This is a genomic window from Cupriavidus sp. C3SS-1 (genome assembly GCF_057073755.1).
Genome location: NZ_CP172700.1, coordinates 1,494,314 through 1,511,207, shown reverse-complemented (window position 1 = coordinate 1,511,207; position 16,894 = coordinate 1,494,314). Strand labels below are relative to the sequence as shown.

The window sequence follows — 16,894 nt, the reverse complement described above, 5'->3', positions numbered from 1 at the left end:
TCGTCAGGTCAGGGCCAGTTCGAGGGGCGGGTTGCCCGATTGCGGATTGGGGAGCCGCATGGAGCCGCCATCGTCATGGACGTCCAGGCGATAGCCATGCGCGTAGACCACCGTGATCGAAATGCCAGTCTCGGGACTGAGCCGCAAGGTCTTGCGCAGGCGCGACATCAGGCCGGCCAGTGCGCGCGACAAAGGCGGCAGTTCATGGTGCCAGATGGCCTGTTCGATGCGGCGGTTGGCCAGCACGCGCCCGGCGTTGGAGAACAGCAGCATGGCCAGGTCGAATTCCTTGGGCGTGAGGGTGATGCGTTCGCCGTTCAGCGTCGCGAAGCGGCCTACGCTGTTGAGCTGGTACGGGCCCGCGCGCACCACCAGACCCTGTCTCTGGCGGTCGCCTGTCGCGCGCCGGCGCAGCGCGGCCATGCGCGCCAGCAGCACGCGCGTGCTCAGCGGCCCACAAAGGTAGTCATCGGCGCCGGCGTCCAGGGCCTCGACCAGTGCCTCCTCGCTGCCGCTGCCGCCGCCACCCAGCATCATGATCGGCAGATCCCGCGAGCGTGCGCAGCGCACGGTGCGGATGACATCGATGGCAACGGTGTCCGGCAGTTCGTCGTGGATCAGCAGCATGTCGTAAGAAGCCAGGCTGACGCCCTGGATGAGCGCGCGCGGCGAGGCAAAAACATTGCATCGGAAGCCTGAGCGGGCCAGCAGGTCCGGCACGGATTTCAGCTGCGCTGACTGGCCGCTCAGCAGCGCGATGTTCATAAGGTCAGGCATACGGTGGAGGCAGGTGTCTGGAGGTCGGGATTGCCGAAAGGCACTGATTCGAAAGCGTATAAAGGCAAACGGCGCATAACAATCGGACAAATCCGATTCCAGCCGGAAAATTGAGGTAGCGCAGAAGCGGCGCCGGATTGCGTTGCGCGCTTTTCACGTGGGGGCGGGCACTCGGTGGGGGCGTCGGCGCCGCAGCCGGCACTTTGCTGTGCCAAAATAGGGCTTATCGTGATCCGGTTCCGCATGGTGAGAACCTGGGAAGCCTGCAGATGCTAAGCGCGAGCGTTGTCGCGACGGTCATCCTGATATTCCACATCATCGGCGTACTGGCCGCCTTGCACGCCGTCATGACGGTGCGTACGGCGCCGGGCGCGATCGCCTGGGCAGGGTCGCTGGTGATGATGCCGTATTTCGCGCTGGTGCCCTACCTGATCTTCGGCAGGAGCCGGTTCGCCGGCTACGTCAACGCGCGCCGGTTCAACGACGACCGGCTGCGGGAGATCCGCCATGGCATGACGCCCGCGGACCGCGAGGCGCGCAGCGCCTGCGTGGTGCATGCGCCGGAGCAGGTCTGCATGCGCGCGCTGCCGCGGCTGACCGGCATGCCTTGCCTGGCCAATAACGATGTGCGGCTGCTGGTCAATGGCACGGCTACGTTCGAAGCCATTTTCAAGGCGGTGGCGGCCGCCACGCAGGTGGTGATTGTCCAGTTCTTCATCGTCCACGACGACGTGCTTGGCCGGCGCCTCCAGGCGCTGCTGTGCGAGCGCGCGCAGGCGGGCGTCAAGGTCTACTTTCTCTATGACAGCATCGGATGCCACGCCCTGCCGCGCGGCTACGTGAAAACGTTGCTGGCCGCCGGCGTCGAGGCGCGTGCGTTCTCCACTCACCGTGGCTTTGTCAACCGCTTCCAGCTCAATTTCCGCAACCACCGCAAGCTTGTCATCGTCGATGGCGCGCAGGCGTTCGTCGGCGGGCACAACGTGGGCGTGGAATATCTTGGACTGCGCCCGCCGCTGGCGCCGTGGCGCGACACCCATATCAGCGTGCGTGGCAGTGCCGTGCTGGACCTGCAGATGGCGTTCGCCGAAGACTGGTACTGGGCCGCGCGCGAAGTGCCGTACCTGCTGATGCCGCCGCCGGACGAGGTCGGCCGCATGACCTGCCAGGTGGTGCCGACCGGTCCCGCCGATGCGCAGGAAACGTGCTCGCTGTTCTTTGTCGAGGCGATCCAGGCGGCGAAGCACAGGGTCTGGATCACGTCGCCGTACTTCGTCCCGGACGAGGCGGTCTTCGCCGTGCTGCGGCTGGCGGTTCTGCGCGGAGTGGATGTCCGCATCCTGATCCCGGCGCGGCCGGATCATCTCGTAGTCTTTGCCGCGTCCACACTTTACGCGCACCAGGCGGTGACCGCCGGCATCAAGCTGTACCGCTACCAGCCGGGCTTTCTCCACCAGAAAGTCATCCTGATCGACGACGAAGCCGCAGCAATTGGCACGGCGAACCTGGACAACCGCTCATTCCGGCTGAACTTCGAGCTGATGGTCATGACCGCCGATCGGTCGTTTGCCGGCCAGGTCGCCGAGATGCTGGAGGCAGATTTCGCCCAGGCGCGGCGGATCGGCGTCGAAGAGTTTCTCAGGGCCCCGGCGCCATTGCGCGTCGCGATGCATGTGGCGAAGCTGTTTGCGCCGATCCTCTAGCCACACCACCGGAACCGCGCCGTTGCACCTATTGTGTACACTGTTCACTATTGGCAGGGCAAGATAAGAACAGCATGTACTGGGGGAAATCATGAGCCGGATTGCTTCACCTACGCCGGCCCGCGCGACGTATCGCCACGGCGACCTGCGCCGCGCGCTGCTGGAGGCCGGCATCGCCCTGGCGCGCGAAGGGGGACCAGACGCCATCGTCCTGCGCGAAGCCACGCGTCGCGTCGGCGTGGTGCCCAACGCGGCCTACCGGCATTTTTCCAGCCGGCAGGATTTGTTGCAGGCCGTGCGCGCGGCGGCGCTATCCGCACTGGCCGTGGCCATGGAAGCCGAAATGGGCGATATCCGCCCCGGCAGCGGCTCGGCGGCGCTGGCTCGCGCCAAGCTGCGAGCGGTCGGCACCGGCTATCTGCGTTTTGCCCTTGCCGAACCCGGGTTGTTCCGAACAGCGTTTTCCGTACCGGACGATGTCGAGACCGATGCCGACCCGGCGAAAGCGGGCGACAGCGGGCTAAATCCCTTTGAATTGTTGTCGGCTGCGCTGGATCAGATGGTCGATGCCGGAGTCCTGCCTGCCCGGCGCCGTCCCGGCGCCGAATACCTGGCCTGGTCAGCGGTGCACGGCCTGTCCATGTTGTTGCTCGATGGGCCCTTGCGCGGGAGGGAGCCGGCGCAAGCCGAGGTGCTAGGGCAGCGTTTGATCGATATGGTGGAGCAGGGACTCCAGACGCCGGGCTGAGACCAACTGGCTCAAAAAAACTGCCACGACGGCGGGAACCATCGTGGCAGGGCAAGGAACCAGGAAGGGGGGCCCTGGCTCGTCGGGGCACCCGCGGGATGGGTGCCAGGCAAATCTATTCCGTTAGTTCTCATTCGAAAATCGGATAAGTCCTAAATTGGTTCAGGAATTGTGTCTTTGGACACCATGTCGGGGAATTCGCGGGCGGGAAGGAAGCTTGGGGGAATCGACCCGGGGCGCAGCCTGTCTAACAGGGACAAGCGGACAATCCGGCCCGCAAGCAGGCTTTGGATGGATCATGCGATACATGGTCAACAGGATTTTTACAGCAGCAACCGTGGCCGCGCTATTGGCGGGATGCGCGGTGTATCCGGACTATTACGACAGCACCTATCCCGCTTATCCGGCTTATGCGGCTGGCCCGGCGTACTACAGCGGATATCCCGTGACGCCTGGCTACCCTTATTACGGTCCGGGCTACGGTGGCTACTATGGCAGCTTTGCGTACATCTACGGCGGGGGGCGATGCTGCTGGTATGGCGGCCACGGCGGCGGCTGGCACGGTCACGGTGGAGGCTGGAATGGCGGCGGTGGCGGCGGCTGGCATGGCGGTGGCCGTGGGGGCGGCCGAGGCGGCGGCTCACACGGCGGACACGGGCGCTGAGCCCAACGCGGACCGCCGAAAAGTATGCTTACCCCGCCAGAAAAGGAGTGTTGCCATGAGCACACGTGTACCGGACAATGCGCCGAAGCCCGGCCGCGCGCATGGCAAGCGCGCGCCCGCGACGCCTGACGACCAGATCGAGCGTGACCTGGACGAGGCCCTCAAAGAAACCTTTCCGGCCAGTGATCCGGTTGCAGTGGATCCCGAGGTGTTGCGACAGCAGAAGAAGCCGTCGCGGAGCAAGGCCTAAGGCAACTGCCGCAACTGTCCGATGACGGACATCAAACGGCCATGCGCCACGATGACGCCGGATTCATCCTGCAGCGCCTCCTGATATCGCTTGCGGAACGCGCCATCCCCTTTTTCACTGAACAGCCTTTCGGCGGCACGCGCGACGGCGCGGCAGGTTTCATCGTGGTGTTCGGCTGACTCCAGTTCTTCGTCGATCTCGATGATCAGGCGCGACAGCGGGTCAAGCCAGCGAAAGAAACTGTCTTCTGTCACCCGCTGCACGAACAAGCCTGCGGGGATGGGGCCGTTCAGGCGCTCGTACTGGCCGCGGTCGTAGCCGATGACTTCCTTGTGGACCTGCAGCAGCGCCGCGCGCAGGGCCTGCAAGCCCGAGCGGCGTGTTTCCTGGGTCGCTAAAAATTGTTCGTTGGGCATGCCCTTCTCCATGTTCATGGCCCGTGGGCAGGCAAGCGGAGTGCATCCGAAGCGAAAGCCGCCGATGCCTGCAGAGAATTCAGAGCGCAGCGCGGACAGTTCCCTGTCGGTGCCCGGTTTGCCTGCCAGTATAGGCAGGCCGGTCAGCCCGCCGCGCTAGCGATATACCCGGATTGCAGTGCAAACAAAGCGGCCATCGCACGACCGCCGGCCTTGATCGCCGGCCGCCTTTGTACCTATTGCAGTGCGGATTCCGCCCCCCCGCCGGCGTTGTCAGCCAACAGCCGCCAGGCCAGGCGTGCGGCCACGCGGGCGCTCTGTTGGTCGCGGTCATACTGCGGGTTGTATTCCGCCAGGTCGGCCACGCGCAGCTTGCCGCTGCGGCGAGCGAGCAAGGCCACTTCCTCCACCACGGATAGCGGCACGCCATAGGGGGCCGGTGCCGACACGCCCGGCATCACGGCCGCCGGCAATGCGTCGAGGTCGATGGTCAGGTACACGTGGTCCGTGGCAAAGATGCGCGCTTCCAGCTGCGCCAGGCGCGATGGCAGGTGACGCTCCTGCATGTCGACGTCTTCCACATAGCAGACGCCCAATGCATCGGCGCGGCCGAAAAGCGCCGGCGTGTTGCTGAGGCGGCTGACGCCCAGGCAGACGTAGTCGAACGGCTGTGCGCGTTCTGCGCACGCGTTGGCGATCTGGTCGAACGGCGTGCCGGAGCTTGCAGGCCGGCTGGTGCGCAGGTCGAAGTGGGCGTCGATATTGATGATGAGCACACGCCCGTCGTCGTCCTGTGCGTCCAGATGCGCGCGCAGCCCTTGCCACGTGCCCCAGGCCACTTCGTGGCCACCGCCCAGCACCAGCGGAAGGCCGCCGCGCGCCAGCACGGCGCGCACGGTTTGCGCCAGCGCGAGCTGGGCCGATTCCAGGTCGCCGTCTTCACATCCGACATTGCCGGCGTCGTACAAGGCCGGCAGTCCGTGTGCCGGGACGTTGGCCAGCGCACGGCGGATGGCGTCCGGGCCTTGCGCGGCACCGGGGCGGCCCTGGTTGCGCAGCACGCCGGCGTCGCAACTGAAGCCCAGCAGCACCGGCGCGCCGCCCAGCGGTGTCGGGTCTGCCGTTTGCAATGCCTGCACGATGCGGAACAGGCGCGTGGTGTCGCCACGCTCGCCGCTATCGACGCGGCCCTGCCAGAGGTTCGGGGACAAAGCCATCCTCACGCCCGCGTCAGCACGGCCTGCAGGAAGCCGCGTGTGCGTTCCTGCGTCGGCGCCGAGAAGATGACCGATGGCGGGCCGGCCTCGATGATGCCGCCGCCATCCATGACCACCACCACATCGGCCACTTCGCGGGCAAAGCCCATTTCATGCGTGACCACCACCATGGTCATGCCTTCGGCGGCCAGCACCTTCATCACCTGCAGCACTTCGCCGACCAGTTCCGGGTCCAATGCCGAGGTCGGCTCGTCGAACAGCATCACGCGCGGTTCCATCGCCAGTGCGCGGGCAATGGCCACGCGCTGCTTCTGGCCGCCCGACAGGCTGGCTGGCATGGCGTGGGCCTTGTGCGCAAGGCCGACCTTCTCAAGCAGGCTCATGGCCTTGCGCTCGGATTCATCGCGCGAGACGCCGCGCAGCATGCGCGGCCCCACCGTGACGTTGTGCAGCACCGACAGGTGCGGGAACAAGTTGAACGACTGGAACACCATGCCCACTTCCGTGCGCAGCTGGTTCAGCTCGTGCTCGCCAATCAGCTGGCCTTCGGTCACGAGACGCTTGCCGACGATGTCGATGGTGCCGGCCTCGGGTTGTTCCAGGCCGTTGCAGCAACGCAGGAACGTGCTCTTGCCCGAGCCGCTGGGACCGATCACGACCACGACTTGCGATGGCTCCACATCGAAGTCGATGCCGCGCAAGACCGTATGGCCGCCGAACGATTTACCCAGGTTGCGGATCCGGATGATTGCGGAATCGCTCATTGCACCATGCCTCCCATGCGCAGCCGTTGTTCTGCGCGTTGCAGGATCAGCCCGGCCGCGCTTGTCAGGATCAGATAAACCAGTGCGATCGCAAGATAAACTTCCAGCGACCGGTACGACACGCTGATGATCTTCTGGCCTTCGTGCATCAGGTCGGCAATGGTCAGCAGCGACACCAGCGCCGAGTTCTTGATGAGCGCGATGAACTCGTTGCCCAGCGGCGGAATCATCCGCACGATGGCCTGCGGCAGGATCACCGCGCGCATGGCCTGGCCGGAAGACATGCCAATCGAGCGGGCCGCTTCCATCTGGCCCTTGTCCACGGACTGGATCGCGCCGCGCACGATTTCCGACACATAGGCGCCGGAATAGATGCCCAGCCCGATCACGCCGCACACAAAGGCCGGCAGCAGGATGTTGAACTGCGGCAGCCCGAAGAACAGCAGGAACAGCTGCACCAGCAGCGGCGTGCCGCGGATGAACGTCACATAGGCCGTACAGATGCCATAGATGAAGCGACGCTTCGGGTCGAGCCGGCCGATGCCGACCAGCAGGCCCATGATGCAGCCGAGCACGAGCGCGCACGCGGTCACCTCCACGGTGACGATGGCGCCGTGGAGGATGTCAGGCCAACCGGCGAAGACAGGAGAAAAATCCAGTTCCATGATGATGTTCCGCGCGGCTTACTTGGCGGCTGGGTTGGCGGTGTTGCCGAACCACTTCTGGGTCAGCTTCGCGTAGGTGCCATCGGCCTTCACCTTGGCCAGCGCGGCATTCAGGGCGCGGGTCAGTTCCGGGGTGTCCTTGCGCACGGCCATGCCGTATTCCTCGGTGGTCAGCGGCTGCTCGACCATGCGCAGGCCGCCGCGGGTCTTGACGTACTGCATCGCGGCCGGCTTGCCGGTCACGGCGGCGTCGGCACGGCCGATCTCGACCAGGTTGAACATTTCCTGGTTCTTCTCCACTTCCACGCGCTCCACCTTCGGATACGTGTCGCGCAGGAAGCTGACCGACTTGGTGCCCACCTGCACGCTGACTTTCTTGCCGTTCAGGTCGGCCGGGGTATGGATGGAGGTGTTGCTGCTCTTGACCAGCGCCACCAGGCCGCCGGTGTAGTAGGGCTCGGTAAAGTCCACCACCTTGCGGCGCTCGGGGGTGATGTAGATGCCGGACACGGCCATGTCGAAGCGGCGCGAGACCAGCCCCGGGACCAGGCCCTTGAAGTCGATGTCGGTCCACTCCACCTTCTTGCCCATGACCTTGGCCATGGCCTCGACGAGTTCCACGTCAAAGCCGGTGCGCTTGCCGTTCTCCACGAATTCCATCGGGGGGAAGGTGGCGTCGGTGGCAACGCGCAGCACGGCGCTGTCCTCGGCGTGGGCGGCGGTGCCGAACGTCAGGCTGATCAGGGCCGTCAGGCCGGCCATCAGGCATTTGCGACGAAGGTTCATGGAGGTCTCCTTTTTCTCGGGAACGAGGGGTCAGCCGTCGCAGGGGGGGTGTCGACGGCGGCGGTAATGGTCTGCTTGGTGTTCAGTAGGACTGCAGCCGGGCGGAAATCCGCATCGCTGCTGCCACGGTCATTTCGATCAGCTCTGTTTCGCGCCCTTGCCGGCGTGTCGCCGGCACCATTAGGGTGATGGAGCCTAGCGCATCGGCCTTGCCGCGCCGCGAGAAAAGCGGCGCGCTCACGCCCCACACGCCGGGGTCCACCGCGCCTTCGCTGACGGCGTAGCCGGTCTCGCGAATCGCGCTCAGTTCGGTCAACAGCCGTTGGGCTTCGTCCGGCTCGCACAGGGCGTGGACGAGCCGCTCGCGCGCCTCGTCGCGCATGAATGCCAGCAGCGACTTGGCTGATGCACCGGCGCGCAGCGGCACGCCGCGGCCCTTTTCGAACGAGCAGCGCAACGACTGGCGGCTTTCCACCATCTCCAGGCACACGGCGTGATCCTTGACGGCGACGATCAGCCCCACGCTTTCATCGGACTGCTGGGCCAGCAGCCGCATATCGGGCAGGGCTTCGCGGGCCAGGTGCGAGGCCATGTCGAAGCCGAGCGCAAGTTGCAGGCTGATCGGCCCCGGCGCGTATTCCCCGTCGGACTCCAGCACAAAGCCCCAGCGCTTGAGCATCAGCAACTGGCGGTAGAGCGTGCTCTTGGGCAGTCCGGTCTTGGCAACGAGCTCGCGCACCGAGATCGGCGCGCCATGTTGGGCCAGCGCCGCCAGCACGAACAGCACGCGATCGGCGCCGCCCGCGGGCTGGCCGGATTCGCCAGGGATGGAGGTCGGGGGCGTCGCGGCGCCCGGGTTGTCGACAGCATTCAGCATAGGGCCGAAGAATAGGACTTCATTCCCAAAAATCAAAACCATGAATCCCAAGGAATGGGAATGATGGGCTAGGGATAACCCTTAAATTCGCACATTGAATGCGCCAGGTGCGCGTGGCGCCATGCGGCGGCGCCAGCCAACGGAAGCGCTAGTCGACTCACTTGGGTGATGACAGTTCGGTCCGCCCGGCGGCATAGTTTTATCATTTCGCGGTTCCCCCTCAAGACGGTCGCCGGAACGGCGCAAGGGCAGGGGGCGAGCTACTACCACGCAGCATGCATGATGACAAGAGACGTTCGCCTGCGGGCTGCTTTGGCCAATGACCTGGCGATCATTGCGCATGTACTGACCCAATGCGGTCTGACGCTCGCCGAGGCAAGTGACATGCCCCGGCTGTTCCATGTGGCGGAACTCAATGGCCAGGTCATCGGCTGCGCGTACGGCGAACAATACGGCCGCACGCTGGCCGTGCATACCGTTGCGGTCCTGCCCGAATTTCGCGGACGACGGCTGGCCACGTATATCGTCAGCGCATTGCTGATGCGAGCGAGAGCCGGTGGCTGCCTCAATGCCGCCGTGCTGACGAACCAGCACCCGGGCTTCTTCGCGCGCCACGGCTTCACCCTGACCGCGGTCGACAGCCTGGTACGGGAAACGCAATTGCCGCTGGCCGTGCTGCGCAGCTTCGGAGAGCGAACCCATTACATGGCGCGGCAGCTGACCTGAGCCGGGTCGACGATGGCGGGTGGCTGGGCCGGTCGCCTGCTAGACTTGCCCCATCACCCCCGCCCCTGTATCCCACCGTGAACCCGTCCAATCTGGTACGCCAGCTGTCCTTTCTCCGCGAGATCGACAAGCTGAAGAGCGTCGTACGGTTGTCGCCGCTGATTGACCAGTCGCGCCGCGAGAACAGCGCCGAGCATTCCTGGCATCTCGCCATGTACGCCCTGGTCCTGTCGGAGCATGCGGCAGCGCCCGTCGATGTGTCTCGCGTCGTGAAGATGCTGCTTATCCACGACATCGTCGAGATCGATGCCGGCGATGTGCCGTTCCACGTCCCCTCGACCCATGCGGGCCAGGCCGAACGCGAGCAAGTGGCGGCCGAGCGTATCTTTGCCTTGTTGCCGCAAGCGCAGGCGGCGGAGTTTCGCGATCTCTGGTTCGAGTTCGAAGCCGGCGAAAGCGACGACGCAAAGTTCGCCAAGGCCTTGGACAGGTTTCAGCCGATGCTCCACAACGCGGCGACGGAAGGCGGTACCTGGGTCGAGTGCGAAGTCACCGAAGAACAGGTCATTGCGCGCTGCCAGCCGCCGATCGAACGCGGTGCGCCGGCGCTCTGGGAAGCCGCTGCCAGGCTTGTTCAGGAACACTTCCGCAAGCCCGACGCCGAAGGAGCCACCGACAGGCGGTAACGCGCGTTCCCCAGCCTTACCCGTTGAGCAGCCGAAGGATTTCCTCATGCACGCGGGCGTCGCCACAAGCGACCACGGCTCCGCCATGTTGCGGGTCGCCGCCGGTCCAGCTCGTCATGATCCCGCCGGCGCCTTCGATGATCGGGATCAGGGCCTGCACGTCATAAGGCTGCAGTCCCGCCTCGACCACGGCGTCGACCTGGCCCGCGGCAACCATGCAGTATCCGTAGCAATCCCCGCCGTATCGCTGCATCCTGGCTGCCCGCGCCACGCGCTGGAAAGCATCCCATTGCTCGCCGGCCTCGAACATGTCGGGCGTGGTGCAGAGCAGCTTGGCCTCCGACAACGACTGGCAGGGCCGCACCCGCAATGGCTTGCCATTCAGCCAGGCCTGGTTGCCGTTGCCCGAGAAGCGCTCGCGCGTGAACGGCTGGTCCATGATGCCAAGTACCGGATGCTGGCCATCATTGAGTGCGATCAGCGTTCCCCAGAGTGGCAGGCCGGTAATGAATGCGCGGGTCCCGTCGATCGGATCGAGTACCCACGTGAACGGCTCGGTCCCGGCGACTCGCTGTTCCTCTTCGCCAAGGATGCCGTGGTTGGGATAGGTACTTCGGATCAGGTCGCGCATGGCGCGCTCGGCTTCCCGGTCCGCGACGGTAACGGGATCGAAGCGTGCGGCGCCCTTGTCCACCACTTCCAGGGCTGCACGAAAATGGGCGAGCGTGACAGTGCTTGCTGCATCGGCCAGGCGGCCGGCGAAGGCGAGAAATTCGGCGTGCTGATTTGCGTGCATGGGGCGTGGCGAATTAAAGGTGCGGCATAGGGAAAACGTGCCTGCGATTGTAGTCGCTGGTGTCGTTTCGCTCTCTTCCGTTCCTGCCCTAACCTGGAGGATTAGAAGCCTTCTCTTCGTTGGTGGTAATGGCCGACTCGTGCCGGTTATGTCACACGAACGCCGTCGACCAGTCGTTTCATCGGAGTTCATAGTTGAAATTATGAAATCCGATGGTGAAATCGTCATCGCGCGTCGGCACCCCAATCCCAAATAAAAACAACGGTTTAGACATGCCGCACGGCGTTGGTGCGCTTCTTGCGATGTCGGCGTACAACTGGGGCGAAGGAAATCGCGCCCGCAATCTCGTATTGAAATCGCCATTGCAACGGCGACAAGCGTTTGAGGAGGAGTGCACGGTGACGTATTACGGAAAGATCGAAGCAGGCGGGGAGCGCGAGGCCGCCGCCGAGGGAAGCACGCTGCAAGGTCAGTCACGCGGCGAAGGCGGACATCGCGCCGAGGCGCTTCCGCGGCGTTCCCATTGGGCGTGGGCCGTCGCCAAGGGACACCACGACTGGATGGATTCGCACACGCCCTTTGCCCGTCACGAATAAAGCTCCCTTCGCCTTGGCGCGCCGACAGGTGGAGGCTGCGTCTTCCTAACCGCTTTCTATTCGCCCCATGAACTACACCCCAATCAAATCCCTGCTGATTGCCAACCGTTCCGAGATCGCGATCCGCGTGATGCGCGCCGCGGCCGAGATGAATATCCGCACCGTGGCGATCTATTCGAAGGAAGACCGCCTCGCGCTCCATCGCTTCAAGGCGGACGAAAGCTATCTGGTTGGCGAGGGCAAGAAGCCGCTGGCGGCCTACCTCGACATCGATGACATCCTGCGCATCGCCCGGCAGGCGAAGGTGGACGCCATCCACCCGGGCTATGGCTTCCTCTCGGAGAACCCGGATTTCGCGCAAGCGGTGATGGACGCCGGGATCCGCTGGATCGGCCCGTCGCCGGACGTCATGCGCAAGCTGGGGAACAAGGTGGCGGCCCGCAACGCGGCGATCGAGGCGGGCGTGCCGGTGATGCCGGCGACCGATCCGTTGCCGCATGACCTGGACGCGTGCAAGCGCCTGGCGGCCGGCATCGGCTACCCGCTGATGCTCAAGGCGAGCTGGGGCGGTGGCGGGCGCGGCATGCGCATGCTGGAAAACGAGCAGGACCTCGAAACCGCGCTGCCGGCCGCGCGGCGCGAGGCCTTGTCGGCGTTCGGCAATGACGAGGTCTATGTCGAGAAGCTGGTGCGCAACGCGCGCCACGTCGAAGTGCAGGCGCTGGGCGATACGCACGGCAACCTGGTGCACCTGTACGAGCGCGACTGCACCGTGCAGCGCCGCAACCAGAAGGTGGTGGAGCGCGCGCCGGCGCCGTACCTCGACGACGCCGGCCGGGCCGAACTGTGCGACGCGGCCATGCGGCTGATGCGCGCGGTTGGCTACACGCACGCGGGCACGATCGAATTCCTGATGGATGCCGACTCCGGCCAGTTCTATTTCATCGAAGTCAACCCGCGCATCCAGGTCGAGCACACGGTCACCGAGATGGTCACGGGGGTCGATATCGTCAAGGCGCAGATCCGCATTACCGAGGGCGGCCATATCGGCATGACCGAGAACACGCGCGATGCCGACGGCAAGATCGTCGTGCGCGCTGCCGGCGTGCCGGAACAGGCGGGCATCTCGCTGAACGGGCATGCCCTGCAATGCCGGATCACGACCGAAGACCCCGAAAACGGCTTCCTGCCGGACTATGGCCGGCTCTCCGCCTACCGCAGCGCGGCGGGCTTCGGCGTGCGCCTGGACGCCGGAACGGCCTATGGCGGTGCCGTGATCACGCCGTACTACGATTCGCTGCTGGTCAAGGTCACCACCTGGGCGCCGACGGCGCCCGAGTCGATCCGGCGCATGGACCGCGCGTTGCGCGAATTCCGTATCCGCGGCGTCGCGTGCAACCTGCAGTTCCTCGAGAACGTCATCAACCATCAGGCTTTCCGCTCGGGCGAGGTCACGACGCGCTTTATCGACAAGACGCCGGAACTGCTGGCCTTCGCCAAGCGGCAGGACCGTGCGACCAAGTTGCTGCGCTATCTGGGCGATGTGTGCGTCAACGGGCATCCGGAAATCAATGGCCGCACGCTACCTTCGCTGCCATTGCCCAGCCCGGTGCTGCCCAAGCTGGATACCGCTGGCGCCCTTCCGACCGGCACGCGCGACCTGCTGCGCGAGCTTGGCGCGGAGAAGTTCTCGCGCTGGATGCTTGAGCAAAAGCGTGTGCTGCTGACGGACACGACCATGCGCGACGCGCACCAGTCGCTGTTCGCCACGCGCATGCGCACCGCGGACATGCTCCCGATCGCGCCCTTCTACGCGCGAGAACTGCCGCAGCTGTTCTCGATGGAGTGCTGGGGCGGGGCCACCTTCGACGTGGCGCTGCGCTTCCTGAAGGAAGACCCGTGGCAGCGCCTCGAGCAACTGCGCGAGCGCGTGCCCAACATCCTGTTCCAGATGCTGCTGCGCGGCTCGAACGCCGTCGGCTACACCAACTACGCGGACAACGTGGTGAAGTTCTTCGTCCGCCAGGCCGCCAGCGCCGGCGTGGACGTGTTCCGCGTGTTCGACTCGTTGAACTGGGTGCGAAACATGCGCGTGGCCATCGACGCCGTGGGCGAGAGCGGGGCGCTGTGCGAAGGCGCAATCTGCTACACCGGTGACATTTTCGACGGCTCGCGCCCCAAGTACGACCTGAAGTACTACGTCGGCATCGCGCGCGAACTACAGGCGGCCGGCGTGCACGTGCTGGGCATCAAGGACATGGCAGGCATCTGCCGTCCGCAGGCTGCGGCAGCGCTGGTGAAGGCGCTCAAGGAAGAGACGGGCCTTCCCGTGCATTTCCACACGCACGATACGAGCGGTATTTCGGCTGCCTCGGCGCTTGCGGCCATCGACGCCGGCTGTGATGCAGTCGATGGCGCGCTCGATGCCATGAGCGGGCTCACCTCGCAACCGAACCTGTCGAGCATCGCCGCGGCGCTGGCCGGCAGCGAGCGCGACCCCGGACTCGACCTCGAGCGCCTGCACGAGGCATCGATGTACTGGGAGGGCGTGCGTCGTTACTACGCACCGTTCGAATCGGAGATCCGGGCCGGCACGGCTGATGTCTACCGCCACGAAATGCCAGGTGGCCAGTACACCAACCTGCGCGAGCAGGCCCGCTCGCTCGGCATCGAGCATCGCTGGACCGAGGTGTCGCGCGCGTATGCCGAGGTCAACCAGATGTTCGGCGACATCGTGAAGGTGACGCCGACGTCCAAGGTCGTGGGCGACATGGCGCTGATGATGGTGGCCAACGACATGAGCGCCGCCGATGTCTGCGATCCGGCCAAGGAGATTGCGTTCCCCGAGTCGGTGGTGTCGCTGTTCAAGGGCGAGCTGGGCTTCCCGCCCGACGGCTTCCCCGCGGAACTCTCGCGCAAAGTCCTGCGCGGCGAGCCGCCCGCGCCCTACCGGCCAGGCGACCAGATCCCGGCAGTGGACCTCGATGCCGCACGCGCCGAGGCGGAAGCGGCGTGCGAACAATCGATTGACGACCGGCAGCTTGCGTCTTACCTGATGTACCCCAAGCAGGCGGTCGCCTACCACGCGCACGTGCGGACCTTCAGCGATACGTCGGTCGTGCCGACACCGGCTTTCCTGTATGGACTGCAGCCCCAGGAAGAGGTCGCCATCGATATCGCGGCGGGCAAGACCTTGCTGGTCTCGCTGCAGGGAACGCATCCCGATGCCGAAGAGGGCAACATCAAGGTCCAGTTCGAGCTGAACGGACAGTCGCGCACGGCGCTGATCGAACAGCGCAGCGCCGCGCAAGCCGGTCCGGCGCGCCACAGCAAGAACGTTGCGGACCCCGACAATCCACTGCATATCGCCGCGCCGATGCCGGGCTCGATCGTGACGGTGGCGGTTCAGCCGGGGCAGAAGGTCGCGGCTGGCACGACGCTGCTGGCGCTGGAAGCGATGAAGATGGAAACCCACATTGCGGCCGATCGCGACTGCGAGATTGCCGCCGTGCACGTGAAGCAAGGCGATCGTGTGGCGGCGAAGGAGTTGCTGATCGAACTGAAAGGCACGGATTGAGGTTCGGTGATTGGCCGGCGTTCGCGCCGGTCGATCGTCATTGGCGTTGAGTGGAATGGGGCAATCTCGCGATTGCCCCATTTTCTTTTCCGGCCTGGCGTGCCCGGCCGCGAAGCGCACCACATGGACGTCTGCCGTCCGGCGCCGCCCCAATCAAGCAGCTCCTCCTGGCCTGCATTGCACTGGTGGAAACCCGGTATGTCGCTTTTTTCAGACGATATTTGGCATCGCTGGCTTCTGGGTTTGCCGGATAAGGACACCGACTTGCCAATTCGCGACTTCCGGGCCGCGGCCGCATCAAGCGGCGAGGGTGTTCCGTAGGATTGCCCCGTCGTAGCGAGGACTGCTGGACAAATCAAACAGATAAGGGCAGAGGAGACAAGGTAATGAGGAAGACGATTATTGGCCTGGCGGCGGCATGCACCTGCGGAGCGGTGCAGGCGCAATCCAGCGTGACGTTGTATGGCGTGGTCGACGTGAACGTCGAGTACGTCAACCACGTCGGAGCGATCCCGTCGGCGAGTAATAACTTTAACCCGGGCCAGGGCGGCAAGGTGATTCGCGAGGACGCCGGTGGCTACTCGGGTTCTCGCTGGGGCCTGCGTGGCACGGAAGACCTGGGGGGCGGGTTGAAGTCGATCTTCGTCCTGGAGAGTGGCTTCAATTCCGATACCGGCACCCTGCAGCAGGGCGGACGGCTGTTTGGTCGCCAGGCCTTCGTTGGCCTGACTGCCCCATATGGCCAGTTCACCTTTGGCCGGCAGTACCATTCCATGTTCTCCACGCTGGCCAACTTTGTGCCGGCGCGCTACGCCACGCAGTATGAGCCCGTTGGCGTGATCGCCGGCGGCAACTTCCGCGAGGACAACACCGCGAAGTACACGGGCACGTTCGGCGGTCTGACCGTCATGGCAAACTGGTCGTTCGGCGTCGGCACGGCACTGCCGCAAGTCATCGGGACGGTTCCAGGTGCGGGCGGCAATGGCGAGGTGCCGGGCCAGTTCCGTCGCGACTCGGCCTATGGCGCCGGGGTGAGCTACCTTTCGGGCCCCTTCGGCGTAGGTGTCGGCTATGACCAGTGGAATCCGACGATGGCGACCGGCAACGGTGCTTTCAAGAAGGCGGCGGTCATGGGCAGCTTTGCCTTCAATGACACGGCCAAGATCATGGGTGGCTACCGCTGGGGCCAGAACAAGAATCAAAACGGTACGCTGATTCTGCGCGACGACTTCTACTGGATCGGCGGTCAGTACCGCTTGTCTTCCACGCTGGACTTCACGCTCGAGTACGACTACCAGAACGTAAAGAACATCGGCGGCAACACCGGGATGGCCAATCCGTGGCAGATCGCCCTGATCGCCGACTATTCGTTCTCGAAGCGTACGGATGTCTACCTGACCACGGCCTACTCCAGGAACGGTGGCCTGGCCATGGAATCGGCCGCGAGCAACTATGCCACCAGCCTCACGCTGAACAGCTACGCCCTGCCGAATGGCAAGACGTCGATGTTCGGCGCTGCCGTGGGTATCCGCCACATCTTCTGAGCCTGCAGGGAGCCAAGCAGGGCTCCCGCATCACATACGAGCGCCAGCGCGCACTGCCGGGGTTATGAGGGCAGGGCGCGCTGGCGTTTTTTTCTTGGGCGT

At 64.9% G+C, this 16,894-nt stretch carries 17 protein-coding genes; 9 read left to right on the top strand and 8 right to left on the bottom strand.

The genetic code is table 11. The features are described from left to right. Window positions 1-3: 3 nt before the first annotated feature. The gene (locus ACIGJC_RS23010) at window positions 4-777 is read right to left on the bottom strand and encodes a response regulator transcription factor (protein WP_483711722.1); all 774 of its coding nucleotides are present in this window, start codon (window positions 775-777) and stop codon (window positions 4-6) included. Between the two features lie 269 nt (window positions 778-1,046). On the opposite strand from ACIGJC_RS23010, the gene cls reads away from it, so the two are divergent. The 4 genes from cls (at window position 1,047) to ACIGJC_RS22990 (ending at window position 4,142) form a co-directional block, all read left to right on the top strand. Beyond that, window positions 1,047-2,480, top strand: a complete 1,434-nt coding sequence (gene cls / locus ACIGJC_RS23005) for a cardiolipin synthase (RefSeq protein WP_483711721.1) — start codon at window positions 1,047-1,049, stop codon at window positions 2,478-2,480. A 91-nt stretch (window positions 2,481-2,571) separates the two neighbouring features. Beyond that, window positions 2,572-3,228 carry a TetR/AcrR family transcriptional regulator gene (locus ACIGJC_RS23000; RefSeq protein ID WP_483711720.1) on the top strand — a complete coding sequence of 219 codons (657 nt, stop codon included), beginning with the start codon at window positions 2,572-2,574 and terminating at the stop codon, window positions 3,226-3,228. 307 nt (window positions 3,229-3,535) lie between these two features. Beyond that, on the top strand, window positions 3,536-3,892 hold the full coding sequence (locus ACIGJC_RS22995) for a hypothetical protein (protein WP_483711719.1): 357 nt from the start codon (window positions 3,536-3,538) through the stop codon (window positions 3,890-3,892). Window positions 3,893-3,947: 55 nt separating this feature from the next. After that, on the top strand, window positions 3,948-4,142 hold the full coding sequence (locus ACIGJC_RS22990; protein WP_483711718.1) for a hypothetical protein: 195 nt from the start codon (window positions 3,948-3,950) through the stop codon (window positions 4,140-4,142). Here the strand turns inward: ACIGJC_RS22990 and ACIGJC_RS22985 are convergent. The 6 genes from ACIGJC_RS22985 to ACIGJC_RS22960 form a co-directional block, all read right to left on the bottom strand. Beyond that, window positions 4,139-4,558 carry a hypothetical protein gene (locus ACIGJC_RS22985; protein WP_483714521.1) on the bottom strand — a complete coding sequence of 140 codons (420 nt, stop codon included), beginning with the start codon at window positions 4,556-4,558 and terminating at the stop codon, window positions 4,139-4,141. The two genes, ACIGJC_RS22990 and ACIGJC_RS22985, sit on opposite strands and share 4 nt — an antisense overlap. 236 nt (window positions 4,559-4,794) lie before the next feature. After that, window positions 4,795-5,775: a formimidoylglutamase gene (gene hutG, locus ACIGJC_RS22980; protein ID WP_483711717.1), complete on the bottom strand. Its 981-nt coding sequence runs from the start codon at window positions 5,773-5,775 to the stop codon at window positions 4,795-4,797. 2 nt (window positions 5,776-5,777) lie between these two features. After that, on the bottom strand, window positions 5,778-6,539 hold the full coding sequence (locus ACIGJC_RS22975; protein WP_483711716.1) for an amino acid ABC transporter ATP-binding protein: 762 nt from the start codon (window positions 6,537-6,539) through the stop codon (window positions 5,778-5,780). Further along, window positions 6,536-7,204, bottom strand: a complete 669-nt coding sequence (locus ACIGJC_RS22970; protein ID WP_483711715.1) for an amino acid ABC transporter permease — start codon at window positions 7,202-7,204, stop codon at window positions 6,536-6,538. The genes ACIGJC_RS22975 and ACIGJC_RS22970 overlap by 4 nt, the downstream gene beginning before the upstream one ends. Before the next feature lie 18 nt (window positions 7,205-7,222). Then, the gene (locus ACIGJC_RS22965) at window positions 7,223-7,990 is read right to left on the bottom strand and encodes a glutamine ABC transporter substrate-binding protein (protein ID WP_483711714.1); all 768 of its coding nucleotides are present in this window, start codon (window positions 7,988-7,990) and stop codon (window positions 7,223-7,225) included. Window positions 7,991-8,072: 82 nt separating this feature from the next. Then, window positions 8,073-8,867, bottom strand: coding sequence for an IclR family transcriptional regulator (locus tag ACIGJC_RS22960; RefSeq protein ID WP_483711713.1), 795 nt, complete (start codon window positions 8,865-8,867; stop codon window positions 8,073-8,075). 279 nt (window positions 8,868-9,146) lie between these two features. Between ACIGJC_RS22960 and ACIGJC_RS22955 the strand changes: the two genes are divergently transcribed. Continuing rightward, the gene (locus ACIGJC_RS22955; RefSeq protein ID WP_483711712.1) at window positions 9,147-9,593 is read left to right on the top strand and encodes a GNAT family N-acetyltransferase; all 447 of its coding nucleotides are present in this window, start codon (window positions 9,147-9,149) and stop codon (window positions 9,591-9,593) included. A gap of 77 nt (window positions 9,594-9,670) precedes the next feature. Next, a complete protein-coding gene (locus ACIGJC_RS22950) occupies window positions 9,671-10,279 on the top strand; it encodes an HD domain-containing protein (RefSeq protein WP_483711711.1) in 609 nt (202 codons plus the stop codon). A gap of 16 nt (window positions 10,280-10,295) precedes the next feature. On the opposite strand, the gene hisN is transcribed toward ACIGJC_RS22950, so the two are convergent. Continuing rightward, window positions 10,296-11,075 (bottom strand): histidinol-phosphatase, encoded by a 780-nt coding sequence (gene hisN, locus ACIGJC_RS22945; RefSeq protein ID WP_483711710.1) that lies wholly within the window; start codon window positions 11,073-11,075, stop codon window positions 10,296-10,298. 212 nt (window positions 11,076-11,287) lie between these two features. On the opposite strand from hisN, the gene ACIGJC_RS22940 reads away from it, so the two are divergent. The 3 genes from ACIGJC_RS22940 to ACIGJC_RS22930 all read left to right on the top strand — a co-directional run bounded on the left by ACIGJC_RS22940 (window position 11,288) and on the right by ACIGJC_RS22930 (window position 16,792). Further along, window positions 11,288-11,671: a hypothetical protein gene (locus ACIGJC_RS22940; RefSeq protein WP_483711709.1), complete on the top strand. Its 384-nt coding sequence runs from the start codon at window positions 11,288-11,290 to the stop codon at window positions 11,669-11,671. Between the two features lie 67 nt (window positions 11,672-11,738). After that, the gene (locus ACIGJC_RS22935; RefSeq protein ID WP_483711708.1) at window positions 11,739-15,248 is read left to right on the top strand and encodes a pyruvate carboxylase; all 3,510 of its coding nucleotides are present in this window, start codon (window positions 11,739-11,741) and stop codon (window positions 15,246-15,248) included. A 386-nt stretch (window positions 15,249-15,634) separates the two neighbouring features. Next, complete coding sequence (locus ACIGJC_RS22930) at window positions 15,635-16,792, top strand: porin (protein WP_483711707.1); 1,158 nt, start codon at window positions 15,635-15,637, stop codon at window positions 16,790-16,792. Window positions 16,793-16,894: the final 102 nt, after the last annotated feature.